Genomic DNA, 24,651 nt, shown 5'->3' on the forward strand with positions numbered 1-24,651 from the left:
CGGTGATAACAAGTTAGGTTGGAGTGAGCGAAGCAAACCCCAACAAATACCTCAACATCCGCAAAGCGTTGGGGCTCGCTTCGCTCACCCCAACCTACGACACTGCTGTTGCAAATAACTGCCTTTTCTCGCGGAATTGGAAAGCGAAACTCAACCCATCGCCGCGGCCTGCTCCAGTTCCACCCGCAGCGTCTTGACAAGCTCGCTGCGCGCCACTTCGAACTGGTCTTCACGGCGCAGATCCTTCACCGTGACCACGCCTTTGGCAATCTCGTCTTCGCCCAGCACGATCACGAAGCGGATGCCTGCGCGATCGGCGTATTTGAACTGCTTGCCGAGCTTGCCACCTTCCAGCACCACTTCGGTGGCGATGCCTGCAGCGCGCAGCTCACCGGCCAACGCGAGATACGCCGGCAACTGCGCCTCGTCCATCTGCGTCACCAGCACATCGACCGTGCTCTTGGCGGTATCGATCAAACCGGCGTCGCGCAGCTGCCAGTAGAGCCGCGTCAGTCCGATCGAAATGCCGACGCCCGGCAAGTGCGACTTGGTGTACTGGCCGGCGAGATTTTCATAACGGCCGCCCGAGCAGATCGAACCGATCTGCGGATGATCGTTGAGCGTGGTTTCGTAAACGGTGCCGGTGTAATAGTCGAGGCCGCGGGCGATCGACAGGTTCAGTACGAAATGCGTCTCCGGCACGCCGAAGGCATGGATCAAACCCAGCACCTCTTTCAGCTCCGCGCGCCCCTGCTCCAGCGCTTCCGGCCCGGCACCTAGCGCATCGAGATGCTCGAAGGCATTTTTCAGCGAGGTCGAACGAATCTGCACGAAGGCAAGAATCTTTTGCGCCACGTCGGCGCTCAGATTGAAGGTCTCGCCGGTCAGCGTATCGCGCACGTAATCGGCGCCGCGCTTGTCCAGCTTGTCCACCTCGCGCAGCACCAGCATCTGCTGCTCGCTGTCGACGATGCCCAGGCTCTCGAAATAACCGCGCATCAGCTTGCGGTTGTTGAGCTGGATGGTGAACGCACCGATGTTCAGCTCGCGGAATACGCTGTAGATCACCGCCGGAATCTCGGCGTCGTAACGTACCGACAGCGCGTCTTTGCCGATCACATCGATATCGCACTGGTAGAACTCGCGGAAGCGACCGCGCTGCGCGCGCTCGCCGCGGTAGACGCGCTGCATCTGATAGCGGCGAAACGGAAAGCTTAGCTCGCGCTCATGCTCGGACACATAACGCGCCAGCGGTACGGTGAGGTCGAAGCGCAGCGCCAGCTCGGGCATGCCTTCTTTGTCGGCCGCATTCAGCGCGCCGGTAGACTGCACGAAGTACACCTGTCGCTCGGTCTCGCCACCGGTCTTGGTGAGCAGCACGTCGGAGTACTCGATCACCGGCGTTTCGATCGGCAGAAAGCCGAAACGCTCGTAATTGCGACGGATCACGTCGAGCATGCGCTGAAATGCGATCTGGTCGAGCGGCAGCAGCTCGAGCACGCCGGGCATGGTGCGGGCCGGGGTAAGCGCCATGAAATCCTCTGCTGACAATAGGGAACGCATGCCGCGCAACGCGCGCGGCGGCAGCCGTCAAGATTAACAGAAGGCAGAGTCCGTTCCGAAGCGATCCTGTACACCTTGGCGTCGCCGGCTGTTGCCAAGGTTGCCGAGCGCCATTAAGATACGCGGCTTACCACGGGGTGTAGCTCAGCCTGGTAGAGCGCTACGTTCGGGACGTAGAAGTCGCAGGTTCGAATCCTGTCTCCCCGACCAAAATTCGATGATCGAGCCGGCCCAGCGCCGGCTTTTTTATGGCCGCCGCTTGCCTCTCGCCAGCTTACTCTGCCGTGGCCGGATCGATGATGGCGTGAATCGGCGTGACCTTGTTGGCCGGAAAGCCGCCCTGCCTGGCGTGTTCACGCACGGTCGCTTCGTCCGGCGCGATGTAGACGCAGTAGATCTTGTCGTCGGTCACGTAGCTCTGCACCCACTGAATGCTGGGACCCATCGCCTGCAGCACCCCGCAGGACGTCTGCGAAATACCTTTCAGTTCGGCGGCGTTTAGCTGGCCGGCCCCAGGGATTTCGCGCTCGATCAGAAATTTTGGCATGGGTCTGGATTCCACGATAGATGGCGGAGGTGCCGCGAGATACGCCGACTTCGCCAACGCGGGTATGCGTGCGAGGCATCGGACTGGCCGTTTGAACGTACTCGCCCGCCACGCCTGAAAAAAGCTGCAGTGCAGCGTTGCAATCCCACCTCACCGCCTCGCCGCAAGGCGAAGCTACGGCATCAAGGCCAGCAGCTGGTCGAGTTCATGCTCGTCGAAACCCGCCTCGCGTCGCGCGGGCAGATTGAACGGGCCGCGCAGGCTGACGCCCATGTATTCGCGCAACAATTCGAAAAAATGCTCGGCGGGATCGACACCGTCACGTTCGCAGCAATAGCGGTACCAGCGCGTACCGGCAGCGACGTGGGCGACTTCCTCACGCAAGATCACTTCGAGGATGGCGACCGTGCGGGTGTCGCCGAGGTGGCGCAGGCGATCGATCATCCCCGGCGTCACATCCAGCCCGCGCGCTTCAAGTACGCGCGGCACCAGCGCCATGCGGGCGGTATCGTTATCCGCGGTTTTCTCGGCCATGGCCCACAGGCCGTCGTGCGCGTCGAAATCGCCATAGGCATGACCGAGCTCGGCGAGCCGGCCGGCGAGCATGGCGAAATGCCGCGCCTCGTCATTGGCGCAGCTGGCCCAGTCGCGGTAGTACGCATCAGGCTTGCCGCGAAAGCGGTACACCGCGTCCCAAGCCAGGTTGATGGCGTTGAATTCGATATGCGCAACGGCATGCACCAACGCGGCACGGCCTTCGGGGCTCCCGAGTCCACGCTGCGGCACCTGGCGCGCGTTGACCAGCCGAGGTTTGGCCGGACGACCCGGTGCACCGATCGGTTCGGGCGCACGCGATGAAGGATCCGCGCGCAGCTGACCGGCCAGCAATGACTCCCAGGTGGTGCGGCTCAGGCAAAGCTTTTCAGCCGGGTCGGCCGCATCGAGGCAGCGCTTGGCGGCGGCGTGGAGATCGGTCATGGAAATTTTCGCAAGCGCCCTTCTCGATCCTCTCCCCGACGGAAGAGGATGCCGAGCATCACGCGGTACGTCGCGCCGCCTTGGCGTCGTCCGAGCGCAGCATCTGGATCTGCTCGAGATAACGATCGTCGAGGCCGGTGACGTATTCGCCGGAAAAACACGAGGTGTCGAAGTGCTTGAGGTCTTCGTTGCCGTCCTGCACGGCCCAGATCAGATCCTCGAGGTTCTGATAGATCAGCCAGTCGGCGCCCAGCGTCTGTTCCACTTCCTTCTCGGTGCGGCCGGCTGCGACCAGTTCGGAAACCGAGGGCATATCGATGCCGTAGACATTGGGGTAGCGCACCGGCGGCGCGGCCGAGGCGAAGTACACGCTCTTGGCGCCGGCGTCGCGAGCCATCTGGATGATCTGCTTCGACGTGGTGCCGCGCACGATGGAGTCGTCCACCAGCAGCACGTTCTTCTTGCGGAATTCCAGGTCGATCGCATTGAGCTTGCGGCGCACCGATTTCACGCGCTCGCCCTGCCCGGGCATGATGAAGGTGCGGCCGATATAGCTGTTCTTGACGAAGCCCTCGCGGAACGGCACGCCCAGCGCACCGGCCAGCGCGCTGGCAACGGTGCGCGCGGTATCGGGAATCGGTATCACCGCGTCGATGCCGTGATCGGGCCGCTCGCGCAGGATCTTTTCGGCCAGCTTTTCACCCATGCGCAGGCGCGCCTTGTACACCGACACGTCCTCGATCATCGAATCGGGCCGCGCCAGATAGACGTATTCGAAGATGCACGGCGCATGCACGGCGCCCTCGGAACAACGACGCGAATACAGCTGACCGCCGTCGGTGATGATTACCGCCTCGCCCGGCAGAATGTCACGCACGCGTTTGAAGCCCAGCACGTCGAACGCGACCGATTCGGAAGCCACCGCATATTCGGTGCCGGTAGCGGTGACACGCTCGCCCAGCACCAGCGGACGGATGCCGTGAGGATCACGGAATGCGATCAAGCCATAGCCCAGCACCAGCGCGATGCAGGCGTAGCCGCCACTGGCGCGCGCGTGCACGCCGGCCACCGCCTTGAAAATATGATCCGGCGTCAGACGCATGCGGTCCTGGATCTGCAGCTCGTGCGCCAGCACGTTGAGCAGCACTTCGGAATCCGAATCGGTGTTGATGTGCCGGCGATCGTCCTCGAACATCTCGCGGCGCAGCGATTCGGTGTTGACCAGATTGCCGTTGTGCGCAAACGCGATGCCGTAGGGCGAATTGACGTAGAACGGCTGCGCTTCGGACGAACCTTCGGAGCCCGCCGTCGGATAGCGGCAGTGGCCGATACCGATGCGCCCGCGCAGTTCGGCCATGGCCGCCTGGCCGAACACGTCGCGCACCAGCCCGTTGCCCTTGTGCAGGCGCAGGCGCGAACCGTCCACGGTGGCGATGCCCGCAGCGTCCTGGCCGCGGTGCTGCAACACGGTCAACCCGTCGTAAAGGGCCGAGGCGACTTCGGTGATACCGACGATACCGATGATTCCGCACATGGTCGTAGCCTGCTTCAGTAATTCGTAGAGGATGGGGCCACGCTGGTCGCGGGGGCCGGTAACGCTGTGCGTGCTGACGAGGGGCTCAGGGGCGAGCCGAAAGTGGGGACGTGCGGCAGCTTGGACAAGTCGGGCATGTGATCGAGCATTTCGGACGGGTGAATCTTATCGAGCACGGCTTCGGGGTGAACGCGATCGCGCAGGCTGGCGGGAATGCTGGTCGGAACCGCCTGCCCCAACCAGGACGCCAAGCCCTGAAACTGCGGTGCCAGCGTCGACTCCCGCCACCACGATTCCTTGGTGAACCCGGTCAGGTCGACCAGAAAGACCAGCACCGCAACGATCAGCACGCCACGGACAAACCCGAACAGCGTGCCGAACAGGCGGTCGACGCCGGACAGGCCTGCGCTCCAGATCAACCGCCTCACCGTAAATCGGATGATCGCGCCCAGTATCAGTACCACCACAAAACAGACGCCGTAGCCGACAAAGGTGCGCAGCGGCACTGAACTGATCGAATGCGCCAGCTGCGCCGTCACTATCGGACCGAAAAGCGCGGTCGCCCAGAATGCCGCCACCCAGATCACCAGCGACAGCACCTCGGCGATCAGCCCGCGGAACAAGCCGATCAATACAGAAAGGGCCAGTACGCCGAGAATGATGCAGTCGGTCCAGTTCATCCCTTCACCTGAGCTGATGACGCATTAGTTGACTGCAACCACCCAAAGCAACGACAAAGCTCAGGGAACCGGAACGATATTGCCCGCGATACCGAGCTTGGCCTTGATCTGGTCGCGAATACGCTCCGCATCGGCACGCTGCGTCTGCGGACCGGCGCGCACACGCCACAGCTGCTTGCCGCCGGCCAGCACCGAATCCACGAAGCCATCGAAGCCGGCGCCACGCAGTTTGTCGCGCAGCGCAGTCGCGTCGCCTTGGTTGCTCATCGCGGCCAGCTGCACGGCAAAACCGCCGGCCCGGGACTTTGTCGTGGCCGGCACAGCGGCGGCCACAGCCGCTTTACTCGCCGAAGCGGAAACAGGTGCCGCGGCGGCGGTAGCGCTCTCCTCGCTGGCATCCTGCTGCAGCCGCGCCGGCACACCCGGCACCGACTGGGTGATCTTCAGACGCGCGGCTTCGGCGGCCGTGCGCGTTTCGAACGGCCCGGCGATCACCACCGTGCGCGGCTGCCCGCCCTGGGTGATCGCGTGGCTGCTTACCGGATAACCCAGTGCCTGTACGCGGCGCTGCAGGCTGGCTGCACCCGCTGCACTGGCATAGGCGCTGAGGTTGATCTTGTAACTGCCGCGCCCACCGACCGGAGCCGCATCATTCGCCAGCGCGGTCTTCGGCGCTTTTTGCGCCGCGGCGCTCACGGCAGCCGGCTTCGCCGCCGGCACGCTGGCCGGCGCCCGGTTCTGCATCGGAATCACCGGCTCGGTCGAGCTGGCGCCGGAACCCGTGATGACCGTGGTCGGCGCCGGCTTTTTGCCGGCCAGCGGGTCGGTTTCCACGTCGCGCGGTCGGCGTGAGCCGATATCCACGGTAGGCAGCTGGCCACTCGCTCCAGGCGGCACCTTCGACGCGCTCGTTTGCGCTGTGGAAGCCGCACTGCTCGGCGCGCCAACGGCGGCGTCGGGGTTGAGGCTCATGGTTTTGGTCTGGAGATCCCGATCCGGTGCGGGCGGAATCGCCAGGCTTACCGCCTGATCACCGCCGGGAGCCGGCGGCTTGCTGGAAAAAAGCATCGGTACGAACAGAACCAGCAGTGCTAGCAGGACGGCGGCACCCAGCAGGCGTGTTTTCAAGACGTGGCTCCAAAGCGGCAAACGCAATACGAAACACGGCGATTATACCTGCCCGCGTCGCCCACCACGTTCAATCGGCTAACGCGGGTTTATCCAGCGCCGCCGCCATCACGGCGCTGGCCACGAAAAACGAGCCGAACGCCAGAATGCGCTCGCCCGGCTGCGCAAGCCCCCGAGCTGCCGACAGTGCGCTCGCTACATTGGCATGCGCGTCGAACGACGCCTGCGGTAGCGCCAGATCGAGCCGCTTTACCAGCTCTTCCGCCGACAGGCCGCGGGGCGTATCGGCATCCAGGCCGGCCAGGTGCCAGTGATCGATACGCCGGCCCAGCGCCGTTAGCACACCATTCACATCTTTATCGGCCAGCGCACCGTACACCGCATGCACGCGGGCTCGCGGCTGTGCATCCAGCCACTGCGCCAGCGCCCGTGCCGCCTGCGGATTGTGGCCTACATCCACCAGCAAGACCGGATTGCCACCCAGCGACTGCAGTCGGGCAGGCACGCGAACCGATCGCAGGGCCAGACTCACCGCCGCGAAAAAATCCTTCGACGGCAGCGATACGTCATCGGCGAACAGGGCATACAGCGCTGCAATCGCCGCCGCCGCGTTCGCATATTGAACCGGGGCCGCCAGCGCCGGATCGGGCAAGACCATCGCCAGACCATCGCGGTGCTGCCAGCGCCAACCGGTGTCCAGACGCTGCGTCGAGAAATCGATGCCCGCGCGCTGCACGTTCGCTCCGATGCCCGCCAGCGCATCAAGAAGGCCCGCCGGCGGATCGATCTCGCCGACGATGACCGGATGCCCGGCCCGCGCGATGCCCGCCTTCTCGCGGCCGATACTGTCGCGGTCGGGACCCAACCAGTCCATGTGATCGAGGTCCACCGTCGTCACGATGGCGACGTCGGCATCGACGATGTTCACCGCATCGAGGCGTCCGCCCAAACCCACCTCGAGAATGGCCACGTCCAAATCGGCGCGGGAAAAAATATCGAATGCGGCCAGCGTGCCGAATTCGAAATAGGTCAGCGGGATTTCCGTTTGCTTTGCGCCGTCGTGCGTAAGCGCCAGACGCGCCGATTCGATGCGCTCGAACGATGCCGTCAACGTCGCATCATCGGCATCCACCCCGTCGATGCGCACGCGTTCGTTGTAATGCATCAAATGCGGCGACGTGAAGCTTCCGACGCGCATGCCGGCCGCCCTCAGCATCGCTTCAAGAAATGCTACCGTCGAGCCTTTGCCATTGGTGCCACCGACCGTGATCACCCGACGCGCCGGCGCCACCGCGCCCATCCGCTGCCATACCGCGCGCACCCGATCGAGCCCCAGCTCGATGCTGCGCAGGTTGACCTGTTCCTGATACGACAGCCATTCGGCGAGAGTGCGGGTCATGCAACGATCTTTATGGAAAGCCTGCGTACAGTTTAGCCTTCCGGCCGCGTGCTTCGATCATCCAGCGGCCGAAGCCAGAAACGAAGACGGTGCAAAGTCGGCGTGATATCCCCGATCTCTGTCCAATCCAGATGGCAGAACATCGTCTCCTGCCGCCGATAGCCGCGCTTGCGCCAGAACGCGTCATTGGATCGATAGTGCGGCGGGCGCCGAGGATCGTCGGCGTCACGCTCGACCGCGCAGAACGCCGTGCAGCGAAATCCGCCAAGCCGACGCGCATGCGCCTCGCGCTCGTCGAAAAATCGATGGCCGAGGCCCTGACCGCGATACGCGTTCAACAGCACCGATTCGCCAAAGTAGAAAACCTCGTCCACCGCCATGCCTTGCTCGCGAAACGGCCGCTGGAACGGGTCGCCGTCATCGGCCAAAGGGAGGCCGCTGGAAGCGCCAACCACCCTTTCGCCATCGAACGCCAGCACGAATAGGCTGCGCGGCGAACGCGCGTAAGCGGAGAGATAATCACGCTCGTATGCGGCATCCCCTTCATACAGATACGGATAGTCGCGAAACACGGCAGTGCGCAAGCGCGACAAGTCATCCAGGTAGGGCGCGACGGCTTCACCCACGCACGTAGTCACGCTAACGGCCATGGGTCAGCCGCCTGTAACCTGGGCGATCCAGTCATTGAGGTTGTAATAGTTGCTGACGCGGGAAATACGACCATCCCGAATGTCGAAGAACGCGCCGCCCGGCAACACGTAGCGCTGGTTTTTCGCCGGGGGAAGCCCCTCGTCGTCGGCCAGATAAACCCCGTGCACTTCGTACTCGGCCGCGGCGCGCAGACCGTCGGCGGATGCCATGACCACGATCTTCTGCAGCTGCTCGCTGTAGCTGCCCTGCATGCGCCCGAGAAACGCGCGAAACGCGTCGAGTCCCTGCTCACGTGGCCCCTGGTTGAGATCGTGCGCCACATCATCGGTGAGGCAGGCCAGCATCGCTTCCCAGTCGGCGCGATTGAACGCGTCGTAATAGTGCTCGATCAGCGCCTTGGTATCGGACATGCTTTCAGCCTCCGTCTTGGTCGGACGAACAGCTTAAAGCATCGAGAGACTCAGGTAAGACGCGGCTTGCGTTCTGCGGGCATCCGACCAGGCGCGCCGTTCGGCGCACTCAGCCGAACAGATGGATACCGCTGTAGTGCAAGGCCATATACATGCCGAACGCGGTCCAGAACATTTTCTTCAGCGCCTTGCCAGCGAGAAACGCGATCAGCAGGGCAAACATCAGCGGCACATACTTTTCCAGCTTGCCGAACAGGTCGTTGACGCGAGTGTCGCTGCCGCCGTTATTGAATACGTTCATGCGTGTTCTCCTGCACCGTACCCGTTGCGTATGGCGCCTTGATGGATGAAGAAAAGCGGTTTGTTCGCGAGATCACCGAAATGGCGTCGATCAGCCCGGCAACAGCAAGCTGGCCTGCCAGAGGGCGAACGTGATCGACGCCGTGATAAAGCTGGCGCCCAGCATGGCCAGGGGCTTATTGAAGATCGGATGAGCAATGAGGGTTTTCATGGAAGTTCTCCGGCACCACCGTGGTACGTGGAGAAATAATCCATCTTCCATCCCGGCGAAAGCAGAGGCAGCCGTCAGTCATCGGCAGTGACACTCGTCATCACGATGGCGCACACCGTATTGAACCAATGACGACATACGCTAGTCTCAAAAGAAACCTACTGCCCCGTTTGTGTTGCTCATGATCAAGCCAGACATTCCTCTCAATGAAAACGAGCGTATCGCTGCCCTGAAGCGCTACCGCATTCTCGATACGCTGGCTGAGGACGCCTACGACGACTTGCTAAACATCCTCGCCGGCATTTGTGGGGCACCGATGGGGGCCGTTACCCTTGTTGACGAGGATCGCCAGTGGTTCAAAGCCAAGCTGGGCCTTGAGGTATCGCAAACGCCGCGAAGCGACTCGTTTTGCGCCCACGCCATGTTGCAGCCCAGCGAGCTGATGGTGGTGGAGGATGCAGAAAGAGATCCGCGCTTCTTCGACAATCCGCTGGTCACGGGCGAAACGAATATCCGCTTCTACGCCGGCGCGCCGCTGACCAGCAGCGACGGCCATGCGCTCGGGGCGTTGTGTGTAATGGATCACGAACCGCGGAGGCTCACTTCGTTTCAGAAATCGGCGCTTAGCGCCCTGTCACGTCAGGCCAGCGCGCTGATGGAGCTTCGCCTCAGCACGCGGGAGCTGCGCCATCAGCTGAGCGAGCGCGAATGGTACGAGCAGCGGCTGCAGGAACATCGCGACGCGCTGGAATTGCAGAATGCCCAGCTGATCGCACAGACGCGCGCCGACCCACTCACCGGCCTGGCCAACCGGCGCGCCTTCAACGCCCAGCTGGACGCCGAGCTGGCGCGCTCGAAGGCGCTCGGCAGCCCGCTCGCGCTAGCCATGTGCGATATCGATTATTTCAAAAAAATCAACGACACGTTTGGCCACCCCGCCGGCGATCAAGTGTTGATCGAGTTGGCGCTGATGCTCCAGCAAGCGCTTGGCGAGGGCGCGATGGCCGCACGCTGCGGCGGCGAGGAATTCGCCCTGCTGCTTCCCCAGTTCGATATCGCAGATGCCTCAGCGCTGTGCGAATCGATACGACTGACTACGCCGATGCTGCCGGTGATGACGCCGATCACACTGAGTCTAGGGCTCGCCATAGCGCATGCGGACGACACGCCTGAAAACCTCTACAGGCGAGCCGACAAACTGCTTTATGCCGCCAAGGAAAGCGGACGCAATCGGCTCATGCTGGACTCGTAAACAGCGACGCCTTAAACGCTCAGACCAGAGCGTCCTCGGCCGCCACGAAACCACCGGTCTGGCGCTGCCACAGTCGGGCATACAGGCCGCGTTGGGCAATCAGCTCGGCATGCGTACCGGTTTCGACGATGCGTCCTTTGTCCAGAACCACCAGCCGGTCCATTCGCGCGATGGTGGACAACCGGTGCGCGATGGCGATCACGGTCTTGCCCTGCATCAAAATATCCAGGCTGTCCTGGATCGCCGCTTCGGCTTCGGAATCGAGCGCGGAGGTGGCTTCGTCCAGCACCAGGATCGGCGCGTCCTTCAGCAGCACGCGCGCAATGGCGATGCGCTGACGCTGACCGCCGCTGAGTTTGACGCCGCGCTCGCCCACCAGCGCGTCATAACCGAAACGGCCTTCGCCATCGACCAGCTGCGGAATGAATTCATCGGCGCGCGCTTTGCGAACCGCCTCGAGCACCTGCGCCTCGCTCGCATCTGGACGTCCATACAGGATGTTGTCGCGGATCGAGCGGTGCAGCAGCGAGGTATCCTGGGTGACCACGCCAATCTGCGAGCGCAGGCTCTCCTGCGACACCTGCGCAATGTCCTGATCGTCGATCAGAATGCGACCGCTCTCCAGGTCGTAGAGGCGTAGCAACACGTTGACCAGCGTCGACTTGCCCGCGCCGGACGGCCCGACCACGCCGATCTTTTCACCGGCACGCACGGCGAGATTCAGGCCCGCAATTACACCGCCCTGCTTGCCGTAGTGAAAGTGGATGTCCTCGAAGCGCACGTCGCCGCGCGTCACCGCCAGCGGCTTCGCGCCCTCGTTATCCTGCACCGCGCGCGGCTGCGAAATCGTGGTGATGCCGTCCTGCACCGTACCCACGTTTTCGAAAATGCCGTTGACCACCCACATGATCCAGCCGGACATGTTGTTGATGCGGATCACCAGCCCGGTCGACAGCGCGATCGCACCGACGGTGACCTTGCCTTCGCTCCACAGCCAGATCGCCAGCCCGGTCGTACCCACGATCAGAAACCCGTTGAGGATGGTGATGCTGGCATCCATCGCCGTGGTAAGCCGGGTCATGTGGCGCAGCTTGCCGGTCTGCTCGCCCATCGCATCGGCGACGTAAGCCTCCTCGCGCCGGGTATGCGCAAAGAGTTTCAGCGTGAGGATGTTGCTGTAGCCGTCGACAATACGACCCATCATCTTCGAGCGCGCCTCGGACGCCAGCCAGGACCGCTGCTTGATGCGCGGAATGAAATACGCCATCAGGCCGATATAGGCGAGCAGCCAGACCAACAGCGGCACCGCAAGCCACGTGTCGGCCTTGGCGAACAGCACGATCGCGCTGCCGGTGTAGATGGTCACGTACCAGAGCGCGTCCACGATCTGCACCGCCGACTCGCGCAGGCTGGAGCCGGTCTGCATGATGCGATTGGCAATGCGTCCGGCAAAATCGTTCTGGAAGAAGCCAAGGCTCTGCCGGATCACGTAACGATGGTTCTGCCAGCGAATGCGATTGGTCAGGCTAGGCACGATGGCCTGATTCACCAGCAAGTCGTGCAGGCTGCTCAATACAGGCCGTGCGACCAACGCCACCAGGCCCATCAAGATCAGCTCATGCCCGTGCAAGCGGAAAAAATCCGGTCCCGGCAGGCCCTTGGTCATATCGACAATGCTGCCGATGAAGCCGAACAGCGAGACCTCGACGATCGCCACACCGAAACCGACGACGATCGCAGCCAGAAACACCGGCCACACCTGGCGCAGATAGAACGCGTAAAAACGCCACACCGGCTTCGGCGGCATGCCGTCGGAGGGCTCTTTGAACGCATCGATCAGGGATTCGAACCAGCGAAAAATCATGAAAGCTCCATAGGCTGCAGGCGCCCATTGTGCTGGAAGCGCTCCACTGCAGAAGTGACGGATATGGGGTCGACGCCCCGAAAATCACGCGGCGATGCCACGCGCGAACTTCGGCGGCAAGTTGGCATTGCGCGGGCAGGATCGAACCCAACTATCAGCCCAATGGCAAAACCTGCTGTCCCGATCGATCGCGCCGCGATGCCAGCCGATCGGCCAATCGCGTCGGCTCGGGCAATTTGTAGCGCGTGCAGCAGGCCAGCACGAGATCCGGCGCGCTTGCCTGACTCACACGATGCCCGGGCGAAACGATCAGCGGCTTGATCCGATCCTTGCTGCGCAACACGGTGCCAATGCGTTTACCGCGATAGATAAGATCGGTGCGATCCCCGCGCAGCGGTCCCAGTTCGGCGTGATGCCCGACCAGAATTGATTTGGCCACGCCGATGGTGGGCAAACCGGTGATCACGCCCAGATGCGCCGCGATGCCCAGACCGCGCGGATGCGCCACGCCAAGACCGTCAACGAAAATCAGGTCCGGCGGCTGCGGCAGTTCGGCCAACGCATGGAGTACCGCGGGCAGCTCGCGAAACGACAGCAGCCCCGGGATATACGGCATCCGCGTCGGCCGTCGGGCAATGACCTCCGCCAGCGGCTGCAGGGTTTGCGCATTGATCAGCACGGCGGCGGCCCTTGTGATCGCACCGTCCTCCTCAAAGCCCACGTCGACGCCGGCTAGCAGGCGCAACGGCGGATAGTCGTCCTCAAGACGCACGCGATGCGCAAGTTCGGTTTGGAGCGCGCGGGCGCGCGCGACGTCGCCGTCCCAGGCCAGCGTTTCGCCGGTGTCGAAGTGTGGCCAGCCGTGTGGGCTCGACGCATCGTCGTCTTGCTCGGTCATATCCGCGAGACTGAGCAAACGAGTCTGAACGCGGCGTCAAAGCGAGCGCCTCACGACCGTCATTTCGGTTGACCGACCGCGGCCAGGACCGGATCATCGCCGGATGCCCAACTCGCTTCGCTATCTTTTCATTCTTCTGCTGACCTTTTCAGGCAGCATCGCCGTGGCGCAGGATGCGCCGGCCAGCAGCGCGTCCGCCGCCCAGCCTGCGCTGACGCCGGTGCAGACGCTGACCCAGCTACGCAGCGAACTGGACAACATCAAGAGTTCGGTCGATGCGAAAAAACCGGACACGCCACTGAACGATCTGCGCACCAGCGCACTCGCCGTGCAGCAGAAAGCCGAACAGCTTGCCACCAGTCTGGCACCACAGGATGCCAGCCTGCAGACGCGTCTGGACGTGCTTGGCCCCGCACCAGCCAAGGGTGCACCGCCGGAATCGTCGGAACTCAGCGCCCAAAGGCGGCAGCTGACCAAGGCCAAGAACGAACTGGACGGCCAGATCAAACAGGCCAATTCACTCAGTACCGAAGCGACGCAGCTGGCCGCGCATGTGTCCGATATGCGCCGCGATCAATTCCAGGCCTCGCTGGCATCGCGAACGGCCACGCCGTTCAGCGGTGCGTTCTGGGCCGATCCGGCACAGGCGTTCCCCGACGATCTGGCGCGTGCGAAACTCTTGAAAAGCAATGTCGCCGATGCCGTATCCACGGCGTGGCAGCTGCCCAACCGCACCCCGTTCATCCTGTGCCTGATCTTTGCCGTGCTGCTGATGACGGTGGTGCGCTGGCTGATCGAAAGAACGCTGGTGCACCTGACCACAAGCAGCATGCCCGCGGGGCGTCTGCGCCGCAGCGCGCTGGCCGTGACGATCGCTCTGGCCTACACCCTGACCGTCGGACTGGCAGCGCATTTTGCGTACGAGGCGCTGAACTGGAACGACACCCTCAGCGACGACCTTGCCGACCTGGGCCAGAAGCTGGCGCGCCTAGTGACGTTCGCGGCGTTTCTTACCGGCCTTGGCCGCGCCATATTGTCGACGCAGCGACCGTCATGGCGATTGCCTTCGCTATCTGATGACGCTGCGCAGCGCCTGCGCCTGTTCCCCTGGCTGTTGGGTGCCGCGGCGTTTCTACTGGGCCTGCTGGAAAGCGTGATCAGCGCCATCGGTTTGAGCCTGCCGGCCACCGTGGCGACGCGCGGGTTTGTCGCCACCTTGATTGCCGTGCTGTTTGCCGATGCGCTGATTCGGCTGGGCAAGTCACGCCGCGTCATGCTGGCCTCGGGTGAAGAACCGAGCCAGCGGCCGGTCTGGGTAGGACTGATTGTGGCGGCGGCCTTCGTTTCCGTCGGCCTCACCTTGCTCGGCGTTGCATCGGGCTATATCGCGTTCGCTTTTTTCATGGCGCGGCAGATGCTATGGGTCGGCGTGATCCTCACGGCGCTGTATCTGGTGATGCACCTGGTCGACGATATTTTCGACACGATTTTTGCGCCCAAGGGGCGCACCGGGAAACGCCTGCAGGCCAGCTTCGGCATGCCTGCCAGAGCGCTCGAACAGATCGGCACGGTGCTGTCCGGCATCACCCGCGCGATTTTGTTGCTGATGTCGATTGCGTTCGTGCTGGCGCCCTTCGGCGCGGGCCCATCGGAACTGGCCGATCGTGCCGGCGCGCTGCTGTCGTCGGGAGGTTCGCTGGGCGAGCTGAAAATTGTCCCGGGCAATATTTTTGCGGCACTGCTGGTATTCGGTACCGGCTGGGTGGTGTTGCGCATCGTCAAGCGCTGGCTGAGCGAACAGCTGCTGCCGAAAACCTCGTTCGATCTGGGCATGCAGAACTCGGTGCTCACCCTGATCGGCTACGTCGGCGGCGTGCTCATTTTCGTACTGACCCTGGTCGAGCTGAAGGTCAATCTGACCAGCATCACCTGGATGGCCAGCGCCCTTTCGGTCGGTATCGGTTTCGGCCTGCAGGCGATCGTGCAGAACTTCATCTCCGGCCTGATTCTGCTGGCCGAGCGCCCGGTGAAGGTGGGCGACTGGGTCAGTATCGGTGGCGTGGAAGGCGACATCCGCCGCATCAATGTGCGCGCCACCGAAATTCAGATGGGCGATCGTTCGACCATGATCGTGCCGAACTCGCAGTTCATCACCCAGAACGTGCGCAACGTGACTCTCGCCAACGCGCAGGGCCGCGTACACATCACGCTGCCTATGCCGCTGGATACCGATGCCGGCAGGGCGCGTGAAATCATTCTCGATGTGCTCAATGCGCATGCTTCGACCCTGGCGACGCCGGCACCCGTGGTGCGGCTGGACAATCTCGATGCGGGCACCATGACCTTCGACTGCACGGCCTATGTCAACAGTCCGCGCGACGTCAGCGCGGTGAAAAGCGATCTGCTGTTCGAAACACTCGAACGTCTGCGCGACGCCAAACTGCCGATGACCAGCCCGCAAAGCATGGTGGTACGCACGCTTCCCTCTCCACAGGTCGGCGACGACAACCACGAGGACAAGGATTGAGAGAAACGAAGGCCTGCTCGACGCCACCTTCGCTCGTGGAATTTGAAGAAAATCCCGCCACTCACCGTGGAGATTGTGCGTGACGACCGCTACGCCCGACGGCAGCTCTATCATTCCCTGCCTACGCTACCGCGACGTGCGCACCGCATTCGCAAAGGGTTTGGGGTCGCACCCGCCATGCGATCTATCAAAACGACCACGGTTAGGCAATCCAAAGGGCCATGCGGAGACGTTGAACAGGCTCTTAATCAGCCGGCGGCCGTTCGCCACGCCTCAGTCGACGTGCTGTGCCACGGTGGACGCAGGTGCGACCATCAGCGCCTGCGCCGGCGCTTTAATCGAGGAGTCAGGTCGCGCCTGGGCGTACATTTCCCAGCTGATCTGCTTGAGCAGGGCGCGCGGGTCGTCGCCGTGCATATACAAATCCGCGTGCGTTTTCCCGGGCAGATAGCGAAAGTCGGTTTTGGCGTGCAGCCCGTCCAGCACCGCCTGCAGTCTGTGCACCGCGCCGTCCAGATAGTACGTGTCGGCGGTACCGACCATCACGTGGATTTTGCCTTCGAGGTCGGGCTCGAGCTTTGGCCAGTCGGCCTGCAGCCGATGGGCAATGTCGTAGTGATCCCGCCAGTACGCGGCGACTGCCGGATCGACCGTGCCGGTGTCCCGATCGAACAGCAGGGCCGGCCGACCATCGTCGTTGCGCGGCGAAAACACCCATTCGTAAGACGACATCTGGCCACCGTACGCACCCAGCACGCGCTCCAGCCTGACCGAATCCTCGAAGGTCCCCTGCACTTTTCCGTTCAGCCGCTCCAGCGGCCACAGCGTGCCGTCCGGCCGACGATAGACGTTGGCGTGCGGCGCGTACAAATTGACGCCTGAGAAATCATGAAAGTCCACCGGGTCCGGCGACGTCGACCAGGTACCGCCAAATAGTTTCGGGTAATTGATCTGCAGCCACAGCGTTGCCCAGCCGCCGGACGAGTGGCCGGTGAGAAACCGTCCTGATGCTTTCGCATCCATGCGGTAATGCGATTCGAGCGCGGGAATCAGCTCGGTTGTCAGCGCCTTGCCCCACGGTCCGTTATTGACCGAGTCGGCAAATTCATGCGTGCCGGTGGGGCCGGACTCATCCAGAAAAACCCAGATCATCGGCGGCATCTGTCCCTTGACCATATCCAGATGTACGCCAACCAGGGTGTTGATCAGCCGCTCCTCGCTGCCGCCGAAGCCGTGGGTGTAATAGACCGTGGGAAAATGGGCGTTACCGCTGGTTTCATAACCCGGCGGCGTCAGCACCCAGCCGCGCATATGGATGGGCCGGCCCCAGAACGCGGATAGCACCGTGCTCACCCTATCGATCGGCTTGGTATGCGCACGCGCGTCCGGCGCGGCTGCCTGCAGATCGGGCGCCGACGTCATCTGCCACGGGTACGGCTCGGACTGCACGCGCACCAGCCTGAGCGTCGAGGGCGTGATGGCGGGCAGATGCACGCTGATCACCGGGCTGACCAGATCGCCGGCGCTGCGTCCGCTGTAATTGTAGTTGTGATCCAGATCGAGCACGGCCTGCAAGAGGTATTCGCCCGGCGGCAGGCTCGAGAAGCTCCTGGGAAACGCCTGATTGTCCGTGTCGATGGTGACGCTTTGCCGCGGCGCCAGCCGGCTCACTTCACGCGACGCCACCGCCGTGCGCATGGGGTAGAGCGGATCGGCGTCGACGCTTTCGACCTTGCCATTTTTGGCTGCCTTGCGCGCCGCCGTGGCTTCGGTAGCGAACAACAGCAACCGGCCGGACACCGGCTGCGTCGCCGCCCCGTCCAGTTCCACCTTGAAGATCGGCGGGGTCACCCCGGCATGCCAGCGCAGCGCCAGGGCCGACGCGAGCATGGCCAGTACGACCACCAGGGACAACGTCAGAGCGATCCATACCGACTTGCGCATGCCAAGCTTTTCCAATGATTTCCATCTACTCAACGCGGCATGTCGCACGTTGGGATACGAGAAACCTCAGGATAACGGGCGCCGAGTCATCTTCGCGTCAGCAGAGCCCTCGCGGGTCGGCGCATTTTGCGGCGGCAGTCTCAATGGGCCGGTGGCTTGAGCGGCGAGTCAGGCCGCGCCTGCGCATACATCTCCCAGCTGATCTGTTTCAGCAAGCCTTGTCGATCCTTGCCCTGTACGTACAGATCCATATGCGTGCGGTTGGGCAGGAAACGAAAATCCGATCTGGCATGCAGCCCGTCCAGCGTCGCCTGCAGCTTGTGCGCGGCGCCGTCGAGATAGAACGTATCGGCCGTGCCGACGATCAGATGGATCTTACCGTCCAGATCGGGTTTCAGCTGCGGCCAGTTGTGCTGCAGCCGCCAGCTGATGTCGTAGTGATCGCGCCAGTAGTCAACGACGGCGGGGTCGATATCGCCGGTGTCGCGATCGAACATCGGCAGCGGCAGGCCGTTCTTGCCGCGCGGCGAAAACACCCACTCGAACGAACCGAGCTGGCCGCCATAGGTGCCGAGCACGCGCTCAAGCTTGGCGAACTGTTCGAACGTGCCCAGCACCTTGCCGTGATCGCGCACCAGCGGATAGGCCGAGCCGTCCGGCTTGCGATAGACGTTGGCATGCGGCGCGTACAGATCGATGCCGGTGAAATCGTGGAAATCGCTCGGGTCGGGCGACGTCGACCACGTACCGCCGAAAATTTTCGGGTAGCGCGTCTGCAGCCACAGCGTGGCCCAGCCGCCGGAGGAGTGGCCGTTGAGGAAGCGCCCGCTCGGCTTGGCATCCATCCGGTACTGCGTTTCCAGCTGCGGAATCAGCTCGGTCGTGAGCGCCTGTCCCCACGGCCCGTTGTTGACCGAGTCGGCGAACTCGTGCGTGCCGGTGGGGCTGGACTCGTCGAGAAATACCCAGATCATCGGCGGCATCTCGCCCTGCTTCATCGCCGCATACACCGTCGTCAGAGGACCGGCAACGCGATCGTTGTTGCCGCCGAAGCCCTGCGTGTAATACACGGTGGGATAGCGCTTGCCGGCCTTCGCATCGTAGCCCGGCGGCGTCAGCACCTGACCGCGCATGGTGATGGGGCGGCCCCAGAAGGCGCTCAGCGAGGGACTCACGAACTGGATCGCCGTGGCGTGCTGGCGCGCCTCCGGCAACGCATCACGGGCGGCCGCAGGCGCAGACGCCGACAGCTTCCACGGATCGCGCGCCGGCAGCGCCTTGCTCAGCGCCAGCGTCGGGATGCTGGCAACCGGCAGATGCAGCTTCACCACGTTGCTGACCAGATCGCCCGCGCCGCGCCCGAGGTAGTTGTAACTATGCTCGGTATCGAGCACCGCCTGCACGTAATAGTCGCCCGGCGGCAGCTGGGAAAAGCCGGCGGGGAAAGCCAGCTGGTCGGCGTCGATATCGTTGATCTGACCGGGCGTCCAGCGGCTGATCTCGCGCGCGGCCACCGAGGTCTGCGTGGCGCTGAAGGGATTGGCGTCCACGTCATCGACGGTGCTGCTCTTGCCGTCGGATTCGGTCTTCGCGTCGGCCTCGGCCGCCTTGGCCTCGACGGCGAACAGCAGCAGCCTGCCGGAGGTCGGCGTGGCCGACGCCGAGCTGTCTAACTGCACGTGGAAAAAGCGGTGCGCGGGGAGCGCGTCGGTCTGCGCATCGGCCGAACCGACAAGAAACGCGGACAGCAACACGGCAGCAGCAACATGGCGATAACGCATGGATCATCTCCGAAAAAGAAGGACAGACAAGCGGAATTTCACTCGCCACCGCAGCGTGGCGTCCAGCGTCTTACTCGTTCGCCATAGCCGGCTTCACCGGCGCCAGCCGCAGGTCCTGGAAGTCGAAACTGAAATCCGTCAGCGGCGAGATAGGCTCCATCCGCGCCTCGCGGATATGGCCGTCCATATCGAGGCTGAAGCTGATGAAGGCATCGGCATTCAGGTCGCGATCGTCCCAGCGCACGGTGAACGTGTCGTGCTGCCACGGCGACAAGGTACCGATCAGCTGAGCGGTCTTGCTGAAGCGCAAGCGCAGCTTGCCGCCTTCGTTGCTAATGATCACGTCGCCATACCAGGGGTCGCGATAGATGCCGGCATATTGCGCCAGCGGCAGCGACGGCTTGCTGCTCTTGTCGCGCGCCTTTTCATGGGCGGCGAAGCTGCCGTCGGCCTTCGACTCGGCCTGCTTCACCGCCTTGTCGTAAACCGCTACCCAGTTCGTCTTCTGCGTCGGGTTGAGGTAGGCATCGAGCGCCCGGTAGGTCACCGCGTTGAACGCCGCGCCGGATTCCTGATTGGTCAGCACCACCACGCCCAGATGCAGCTCGGGCACCAGGGTGACGCGCGACACCATGCCCGGCCAGCCACCGGTATGCCAGACCAGCCGCTGATTGCGGTAATCGGACAGGAACCAGCTCTCGCCGTAGCCGTAGAAGTGCGGCGTCAGCGGCGCCAGCTCGGGGATCGGCGGTTTGTTGATGGTGATCGGCGTGAGCATCGACCACATCTGCTGCTGGCTGTCCTCGGAGAACAACCGCACCGGCTTGCCGTCTTTTCTCGAACCCGGCAACACGCCGCCGGCCAGCTGCACGTTCATCCACTTGGCCAGATCGTGCACGCTGGCGTAGATGCCGCCCGCGCCCGGATCGTTCAACCAGGCCATCGGCGGCACCGGCTCCAGATTCTTGAAATTGGCCCGCGCGTGGCCGGTCGCCACGTCCATCCCCGGCTTGAGATAGGTCTTGTCGATCAGCGACTCGTCCATGCCGACCGGCTGGAACAGGTGGGTGCGCACATAGTCGGCGTAGCTCTGGCCCGACGCCTGTTCGATCACCAGGGTGGCCACGGCGAACAGGATGTTGTCGTAGGCGTAACCGCTGCGAAAGCCGTTCTTGATCGGCACGTAGCGCAGGTGCTCGACGACCTCTTTCGTGGTGTAGGAGGTCGGCGGCCAGTACAGCAGATCGCCCGCGCCCAGACTCAGGCCGCTGCGATGCGCCAGCAGGTCGCGGATGCGCATCTCGTGCGTAACGTAGGGATCGGACATGCGGAACCACGGCAGGTGATCGATCACTCGATCGTCCATCTTCAGCTTGCCCTGTTCGGCCAGCTGCTGCAGCGCCGCGGCGGTGAACGCCTTGGTATTGGACGCGATGGCGAACAGCGTGTGCGCATCGACCTTGTCCGGCTTGCCAACCTCGCGCAGGCCGAAGCCCTGCTCCATCACCACCTTGCCGTCCTTGACGATGGCCACGGCGATGCCCGGCACGTCGAAGGTCTTGCGCGCGCTCTCGACGTAGGCGCCGAAATCCTGCAACTGAGTCGGCAATGCCGCGGAGTCTTGAGTATTTGACGAGGCCGCTCCGGCGTCGGCGAGAGCCGGTGCGGGCGAGGTCTGCGCGCTGGCGGATCCAGCCAGCGCCAGCAGCACGAAAAGACTTACCGTCCCGAGAGAAAGCGATGGGCGGGAAAAGGTCTTTGGCATATCGATTCCTTCAGGTCAATCGACCAACTATCGCGGCAAAGCAGGCGCGAAGCCAGCGCTGGAAGTCATGGTTCTTCACGCCACCCCCGACAGCGACCCGGCATCGTCTTAGCCGGTTACCATATTTCCTACCCGTAGGACGTTGCCCCCGATGCCATCGACCACCGACGATCTATTCGCCAGCCCGGCACCCGCTGCCGGGACCTCGCCGATTCGCGTCGGCATCGGCGGCTGGACGTTTGCACCCTGGCGCAAGAATTTTTATCCCGAGGGTCTCGTGCAGCGACGTGAGCTGGAATACGCCAGCCGGCAGCTGCGCGCCATCGAGATCAACGGCACCTTCTACCGGGCGCAGACGCCAGCCGTCTACGCGAAGTGGGCCGCCGAGACGCCGGAGGACTTCGTGTTTTCGCTGAAGGCGCCCAAGACGGTAACCCAAGGTAGACGGCTGGCCGAGTCGACCGCCGCTGCGAAGCGTTTCATCAGCGGCGGCCTGGACGAATTCGGTGCACGGCTCGGACCGATCCTGTGGCAGCTGCCGCCCTCACGCACATTCGATCGCGACGATCTCGATGCCTTTCTCGACGCGCTGCCGCGCACATTGAACGGGCGCCCGTTGCGCCACGTGCTGGAAGTGCGGCACGAGAGCTTTCTGTGCGATACCTACCTGCAGCTGGCGCGCGCGCAGAACGTGGCCACGGTGTTCACCGACTCGACCACCTATCCGTCGATGGCCGATATCACCGGCGATTTCGTCTACGCGCGGATGATGCGCAGCCACGCGGATATCGCCACGGGCTACTCGGCCAGCGCACTCGGCCAGTGGGCGAAACGCGCGAGCGTCTGGGCACGTGGCGGCGATCCGGACGACCTTCCGCATGTGGGCCAGCCCACCGCCAAGGCAAAAGCGCGCGATGTGTTTGTGTTCTTTATCAGCAGCGCCAAAGAGCGCAATCCCGCCGCCGCCATGGCGATGCAGGCGCGCGTCGACGCCGCTTGATCCACGATAGCCGCGAGAGATTGTCGCTACGCGCACGGCCAACGGACTAAGCTTTCGGTCTATCAACCCTGCGTGTGAATTCCGATGCGCCAACTCAAGCCACTGATCCTGCTTATCGCGCTAGCGGCTGCCGCGATCTTCTGGTCGGGACACGGGACATCGATCGGCGGAAGAACGAACGTTTTTCCCACAACCCGCAGCGCCAGCACCGATGCCGGCCTGCCCAGCTTTCTCCCGGCGGAAGCTAGCGCCACGCTGGACCGAATCGCCAGCGGCGGCCCTTTCACGCATCGGCAGGACGGCGTGGTGTTCGGCAACTACGAAAACCTGCTGCCGCAGGAGCCGCGCGGCTATTACCACGAGTACACGGTGGAAACACCCGGTGCGGACACGCGCGGCGCACGGCGCATCATCACCGGCGGTACGCCGCCGCAAATCTATTACTACACCGACGATCACTACCGCAGCTTTCGCGCGTTCAAGGTGGCCCAATGAGCCTGTATCGCTCGTACGGCCCGCGCGAGATCGACCCGAACCTCACGCAGCCGACGCAGAGCGGAATCTACTTCGTGGGCAGCGACGACCTTGCGCGGCTGGCCAGAACCGCGGCGCGCGACGAGCTGCGCGTTTGCCATACCGACCTTTCCGGTTGCCACGGCAAGGCTGATTTACTGCGACGGCTGAGCGTGTCGCTCGAACTACCCGCCACGTTTGGCGACAACTGGGATGCGCTGGCCGACAGCCTGCGCGATCTGCGCTGGATGCCGGCCTGGGGCTATGTGCTGCTGTTCGACCACGCCGACGATTTGCGGCGCTCTGCGGCAGCGGACTTCGACATCCTGCTTGGTATTCTCGACGACGCCGCCACCTTTGCCAGTGACAACGACATGCCGTGGTTCGCGTTTCTCGCGTTGCCTGACGCGGCCACCGAAGCCGCGGGCTGACGTTTCCCGCTCCAACACCTTATTCATCACTCCAAACATTCATCACCCACGCATTCATCACCTCAGCCGGAAAATCATGCAAACCCAGGATTTCGAACTCGAAGGCGACTACGTCGAACTCAACATGCTGCTCAAACTCACCGGCATCTGCGACAGCGGCGGTGCCGGCAAGGCGATTGTGGCCAGCGGCGCCGTGCTGGTCGACGGCACGATGGAACTGCGCAAGACCTGCAAGATCCGTGCGGGTCAGGTCGTCACCATCGACGACATGGAAATCCACGTGCTGGCGGACGCCCGCTGAAGCGCGGCGACGATCGAGGCCGGAAGGGTAACCCGCGCCGGCCGGTGAGCGAATAACGTGTATCCGGGGCATCCGGATGCTGCAGGAACGCCGGGCCAGAGCCGTAAGAAACGAAGGCCAGGCACCTTCCCGCTGCATCCGCTGCCGTCGTCACCACGTAACTGGATGCATCGCGACCTGCCGCATCCTTACCGCTAGCGAGGCCACCATGAATCGTCGCACCCTGTTCAAAGCCCTGCCCCTGGCCGCCGCCCTGATGATGGCCGGCCTGAGCGCCTGCCAGTCCGCGTCTGCGGCCAGCGATGCCGGCGTTGTTCCCGCACCCACCATCGATGCCCCGAAAACCGCGGCGTCGAAAGACCAGATCGCCGTGCTGGCCGGCGGCTGCTTCTGGGGCATGCAGTCCGTGTTCGAGCACGTCAAAGGCGTGCAAAAGGTCGAGGCTGGCTACTCCGGCGGCGCGGCCAACACCGCGCACTACGACCAGGTGAGCGATGGCGATACCGGCCACGCCGAGTCGATCCGCGTGGAGTTCGATCCCAGCCAGATCAGCTACGGCCAGCTGCTGCAGGTGTATTTCTCGGTGCCGGTCGATCCGACCGAGCTGAACCGGCAGGGGCCGGACAGCGGCACGCAGTACCGCTCGGCAATCTTCTACAACAGCCCGGAGCAGCAGAAAATCGCCAGCAGCTATATCGCGCAACTGACCGCGGCCAAAACCTTCCACGGATCGATCGTGACGCAGGTGGTGCCGCTGAAGGCGTTCTATCCGGCCGAGGCCTACCACCAGAATTATGCGCAGCTGCATCCGGACAATCCGTACATCGCCTACAACGATGCGCCGATGGTCTCGAAGCTGAAAAAGCTCTATCCGACGATCTACAAGGACGAGCAACAGGTCGTCGAAGTTCAGCTGCACTGAGTCATTGGCAACGCGTCACGATAGGTTCGACTTGCGTGAGGCGTCACGATCC

Annotated in this window: 22 protein-coding genes and 1 tRNA gene; 8 read left to right on the plus strand and 15 right to left on the minus strand. The window is 63.3% G+C overall.

The window, feature by feature from the left end; all coding sequences use genetic code 11:
• Positions 1–150: 150 nt before the first annotated feature.
• Entirely contained in the window at positions 151–1,533 is a 1,383-nt protein-coding gene (hisS, locus tag HDE76_RS05245; protein WP_179481681.1) for a histidine--tRNA ligase, read from the minus strand.
• A gap of 163 nt (positions 1,534–1,696) precedes the next feature.
• On the opposite strand from hisS, the gene HDE76_RS05250 reads away from it, so the two are divergent.
• Positions 1,697–1,773: transfer RNA gene (locus HDE76_RS05250), tRNA-Pro, on the plus strand.
• Between the two features lie 64 nt (positions 1,774–1,837).
• On the opposite strand, the gene HDE76_RS05255 is transcribed toward HDE76_RS05250, so the two are convergent.
• From HDE76_RS05255 to HDE76_RS05295, 9 genes are all read right to left on the minus strand, one after another.
• The gene (locus tag HDE76_RS05255) at positions 1,838–2,110 is read right to left on the minus strand and encodes a DUF4242 domain-containing protein (RefSeq protein ID WP_179481683.1); all 273 of its coding nucleotides are present in this window, start codon (positions 2,108–2,110) and stop codon (positions 1,838–1,840) included.
• A 174-nt stretch (positions 2,111–2,284) separates the two neighbouring features.
• Complete coding sequence (locus HDE76_RS05260) at positions 2,285–3,088, minus strand: ferritin-like domain-containing protein (RefSeq protein ID WP_179481685.1); 804 nt, start codon at positions 3,086–3,088, stop codon at positions 2,285–2,287.
• A gap of 58 nt (positions 3,089–3,146) precedes the next feature.
• The gene (gene purF / locus HDE76_RS05265; RefSeq protein ID WP_179481687.1) at positions 3,147–4,622 is read right to left on the minus strand and encodes an amidophosphoribosyltransferase; all 1,476 of its coding nucleotides are present in this window, start codon (positions 4,620–4,622) and stop codon (positions 3,147–3,149) included.
• 14 nt (positions 4,623–4,636) lie between these two features.
• Positions 4,637–5,302: a CvpA family protein gene (locus tag HDE76_RS05270; RefSeq protein ID WP_184505860.1), complete on the minus strand. Its 666-nt coding sequence runs from the start codon at positions 5,300–5,302 to the stop codon at positions 4,637–4,639.
• Positions 5,303–5,362: 60 nt separating this feature from the next.
• Positions 5,363–6,430, minus strand: a complete 1,068-nt coding sequence (locus tag HDE76_RS05275) for an SPOR domain-containing protein (RefSeq protein WP_184505862.1) — start codon at positions 6,428–6,430, stop codon at positions 5,363–5,365.
• 70 nt (positions 6,431–6,500) lie between these two features.
• On the minus strand, positions 6,501–7,829 hold the full coding sequence (folC, locus tag HDE76_RS05280) for a bifunctional tetrahydrofolate synthase/dihydrofolate synthase (protein ID WP_179481693.1): 1,329 nt from the start codon (positions 7,827–7,829) through the stop codon (positions 6,501–6,503).
• Between the two features lie 32 nt (positions 7,830–7,861).
• The gene (locus tag HDE76_RS05285; protein WP_179481695.1) at positions 7,862–8,479 is read right to left on the minus strand and encodes a GNAT family N-acetyltransferase; all 618 of its coding nucleotides are present in this window, start codon (positions 8,477–8,479) and stop codon (positions 7,862–7,864) included.
• A 3-nt stretch (positions 8,480–8,482) separates the two neighbouring features.
• A complete protein-coding gene (locus HDE76_RS05290; RefSeq protein ID WP_179481697.1) occupies positions 8,483–8,890 on the minus strand; it encodes a ketosteroid isomerase-related protein in 408 nt (135 codons plus the stop codon).
• 109 nt (positions 8,891–8,999) lie between these two features.
• Positions 9,000–9,191 carry a hypothetical protein gene (locus HDE76_RS05295; protein ID WP_179481699.1) on the minus strand — a complete coding sequence of 64 codons (192 nt, stop codon included), beginning with the start codon at positions 9,189–9,191 and terminating at the stop codon, positions 9,000–9,002.
• Between the two features lie 391 nt (positions 9,192–9,582).
• On the opposite strand from HDE76_RS05295, the gene HDE76_RS05300 reads away from it, so the two are divergent.
• Positions 9,583–10,653 (plus strand): diguanylate cyclase, encoded by a 1,071-nt coding sequence (locus HDE76_RS05300; protein ID WP_179481701.1) that lies wholly within the window; start codon positions 9,583–9,585, stop codon positions 10,651–10,653.
• A 19-nt stretch (positions 10,654–10,672) separates the two neighbouring features.
• Here HDE76_RS05300 and HDE76_RS05305 read toward each other — a convergent pair whose 3' ends face one another.
• Together HDE76_RS05305 and nfi are read right to left on the minus strand one after the other, a co-directional pair.
• A complete protein-coding gene (locus tag HDE76_RS05305) occupies positions 10,673–12,514 on the minus strand; it encodes an ABC transporter ATP-binding protein (RefSeq protein WP_179481779.1) in 1,842 nt (613 codons plus the stop codon).
• Positions 12,515–12,671: 157 nt separating this feature from the next.
• The gene (gene nfi / locus HDE76_RS05310; RefSeq protein ID WP_184505864.1) at positions 12,672–13,415 is read right to left on the minus strand and encodes a deoxyribonuclease V; all 744 of its coding nucleotides are present in this window, start codon (positions 13,413–13,415) and stop codon (positions 12,672–12,674) included.
• Positions 13,416–13,518: 103 nt separating this feature from the next.
• Between nfi and HDE76_RS05315 the strand changes: the two genes are divergently transcribed.
• A complete protein-coding gene (locus tag HDE76_RS05315; RefSeq protein WP_184505866.1) occupies positions 13,519–15,942 on the plus strand; it encodes a DUF3772 domain-containing protein in 2,424 nt (807 codons plus the stop codon).
• A 273-nt stretch (positions 15,943–16,215) separates the two neighbouring features.
• On the opposite strand, the gene HDE76_RS05320 is transcribed toward HDE76_RS05315, so the two are convergent.
• The 3 genes from HDE76_RS05320 to HDE76_RS05330 all read right to left on the minus strand — a co-directional run bounded on the left by HDE76_RS05320 (position 16,216) and on the right by HDE76_RS05330 (position 21,432).
• Positions 16,216–17,832 (minus strand): alpha/beta hydrolase-fold protein, encoded by a 1,617-nt coding sequence (locus HDE76_RS05320; protein WP_255457875.1) that lies wholly within the window; start codon positions 17,830–17,832, stop codon positions 16,216–16,218.
• 194 nt (positions 17,833–18,026) lie between these two features.
• Positions 18,027–19,667, minus strand: a complete 1,641-nt coding sequence (locus HDE76_RS05325; RefSeq protein ID WP_179481708.1) for an alpha/beta hydrolase-fold protein — start codon at positions 19,665–19,667, stop codon at positions 18,027–18,029.
• 70 nt (positions 19,668–19,737) lie between these two features.
• Positions 19,738–21,432 carry a serine hydrolase gene (locus HDE76_RS05330; RefSeq protein ID WP_179481710.1) on the minus strand — a complete coding sequence of 565 codons (1,695 nt, stop codon included), beginning with the start codon at positions 21,430–21,432 and terminating at the stop codon, positions 19,738–19,740.
• 151 nt (positions 21,433–21,583) lie between these two features.
• Between HDE76_RS05330 and HDE76_RS05335 the strand changes: the two genes are divergently transcribed.
• The 5 genes from HDE76_RS05335 (at position 21,584) to msrA (ending at position 24,599) form a co-directional block, all read left to right on the plus strand.
• The gene (locus HDE76_RS05335) at positions 21,584–22,432 is read left to right on the plus strand and encodes a DUF72 domain-containing protein (protein WP_179481712.1); all 849 of its coding nucleotides are present in this window, start codon (positions 21,584–21,586) and stop codon (positions 22,430–22,432) included.
• 84 nt (positions 22,433–22,516) lie between these two features.
• Positions 22,517–22,927, plus strand: coding sequence for a ribonuclease domain-containing protein (locus tag HDE76_RS05340; RefSeq protein ID WP_179481714.1), 411 nt, complete (start codon positions 22,517–22,519; stop codon positions 22,925–22,927).
• On the plus strand, positions 22,924–23,376 hold the full coding sequence (locus HDE76_RS05345) for a barstar family protein (protein ID WP_179481716.1): 453 nt from the start codon (positions 22,924–22,926) through the stop codon (positions 23,374–23,376). The genes HDE76_RS05340 and HDE76_RS05345 overlap by 4 nt, the downstream gene beginning before the upstream one ends.
• Positions 23,377–23,452: 76 nt before the next feature.
• Positions 23,453–23,677 (plus strand): RNA-binding S4 domain-containing protein, encoded by a 225-nt coding sequence (locus HDE76_RS05350; RefSeq protein WP_179481718.1) that lies wholly within the window; start codon positions 23,453–23,455, stop codon positions 23,675–23,677.
• Between the two features lie 208 nt (positions 23,678–23,885).
• A complete protein-coding gene (gene msrA, locus HDE76_RS05355) occupies positions 23,886–24,599 on the plus strand; it encodes a peptide-methionine (S)-S-oxide reductase MsrA (RefSeq protein WP_179481720.1) in 714 nt (237 codons plus the stop codon).
• Positions 24,600–24,651: the final 52 nt, after the last annotated feature.

The organism is Rhodanobacter sp. ANJX3, assembly GCF_014200755.1.
GTDB lineage: Bacteria > Pseudomonadota > Gammaproteobacteria > Xanthomonadales > Rhodanobacteraceae > Rhodanobacter.

Coding starts and splice junctions, on each gene's coding strand:
- hisS (WP_179481681.1), bottom strand. CDS start 1,533: ATGGCGCTTACCCCGGCCCGCACCATGCCCGGCGTGCTCGAGCTGCTG.
- HDE76_RS05255 (WP_179481683.1), bottom strand. CDS start 2,110: ATGCCAAAATTTCTGATCGAGCGCGAAATCCCTGGGGCCGGCCAGCTA.
- HDE76_RS05260 (WP_179481685.1), bottom strand. CDS start 3,088: ATGACCGATCTCCACGCCGCCGCCAAGCGCTGCCTCGATGCGGCCGAC.
- purF (WP_179481687.1), bottom strand. CDS start 4,622: ATGTGCGGAATCATCGGTATCGTCGGTATCACCGAAGTCGCCTCGGCC.
- HDE76_RS05270 (WP_184505860.1), bottom strand. CDS start 5,302: ATGAACTGGACCGACTGCATCATTCTCGGCGTACTGGCCCTTTCTGTA.
- folC (WP_179481693.1), bottom strand. CDS start 7,829: ATGACCCGCACTCTCGCCGAATGGCTGTCGTATCAGGAACAGGTCAAC.
- HDE76_RS05285 (WP_179481695.1), bottom strand. CDS start 8,479: ATGGCCGTTAGCGTGACTACGTGCGTGGGTGAAGCCGTCGCGCCCTAC.
- HDE76_RS05290 (WP_179481697.1), bottom strand. CDS start 8,890: ATGTCCGATACCAAGGCGCTGATCGAGCACTATTACGACGCGTTCAAT.
- HDE76_RS05295 (WP_179481699.1), bottom strand. CDS start 9,191: ATGAACGTATTCAATAACGGCGGCAGCGACACTCGCGTCAACGACCTG.
- HDE76_RS05300 (WP_179481701.1), top strand. CDS start 9,583: ATGATCAAGCCAGACATTCCTCTCAATGAAAACGAGCGTATCGCTGCC.
- nfi (WP_184505864.1), bottom strand. CDS start 13,415: ATGACCGAGCAAGACGACGATGCGTCGAGCCCACACGGCTGGCCACAC.
- HDE76_RS05315 (WP_184505866.1), top strand. CDS start 13,519: ATGCCCAACTCGCTTCGCTATCTTTTCATTCTTCTGCTGACCTTTTCA.
- HDE76_RS05320 (WP_255457875.1), bottom strand. CDS start 17,832: ATGCTCGCGTCGGCCCTGGCGCTGCGCTGGCATGCCGGGGTGACCCCG.
- HDE76_RS05325 (WP_179481708.1), bottom strand. CDS start 19,667: ATGCGTTATCGCCATGTTGCTGCTGCCGTGTTGCTGTCCGCGTTTCTT.
- HDE76_RS05330 (WP_179481710.1), bottom strand. CDS start 21,432: ATGCCAAAGACCTTTTCCCGCCCATCGCTTTCTCTCGGGACGGTAAGT.
- HDE76_RS05335 (WP_179481712.1), top strand. CDS start 21,584: ATGCCATCGACCACCGACGATCTATTCGCCAGCCCGGCACCCGCTGCC.
- HDE76_RS05340 (WP_179481714.1), top strand. CDS start 22,517: ATGCGCCAACTCAAGCCACTGATCCTGCTTATCGCGCTAGCGGCTGCC.
- HDE76_RS05345 (WP_179481716.1), top strand. CDS start 22,924: ATGAGCCTGTATCGCTCGTACGGCCCGCGCGAGATCGACCCGAACCTC.
- HDE76_RS05350 (WP_179481718.1), top strand. CDS start 23,453: ATGCAAACCCAGGATTTCGAACTCGAAGGCGACTACGTCGAACTCAAC.
- msrA (WP_179481720.1), top strand. CDS start 23,886: ATGAATCGTCGCACCCTGTTCAAAGCCCTGCCCCTGGCCGCCGCCCTG.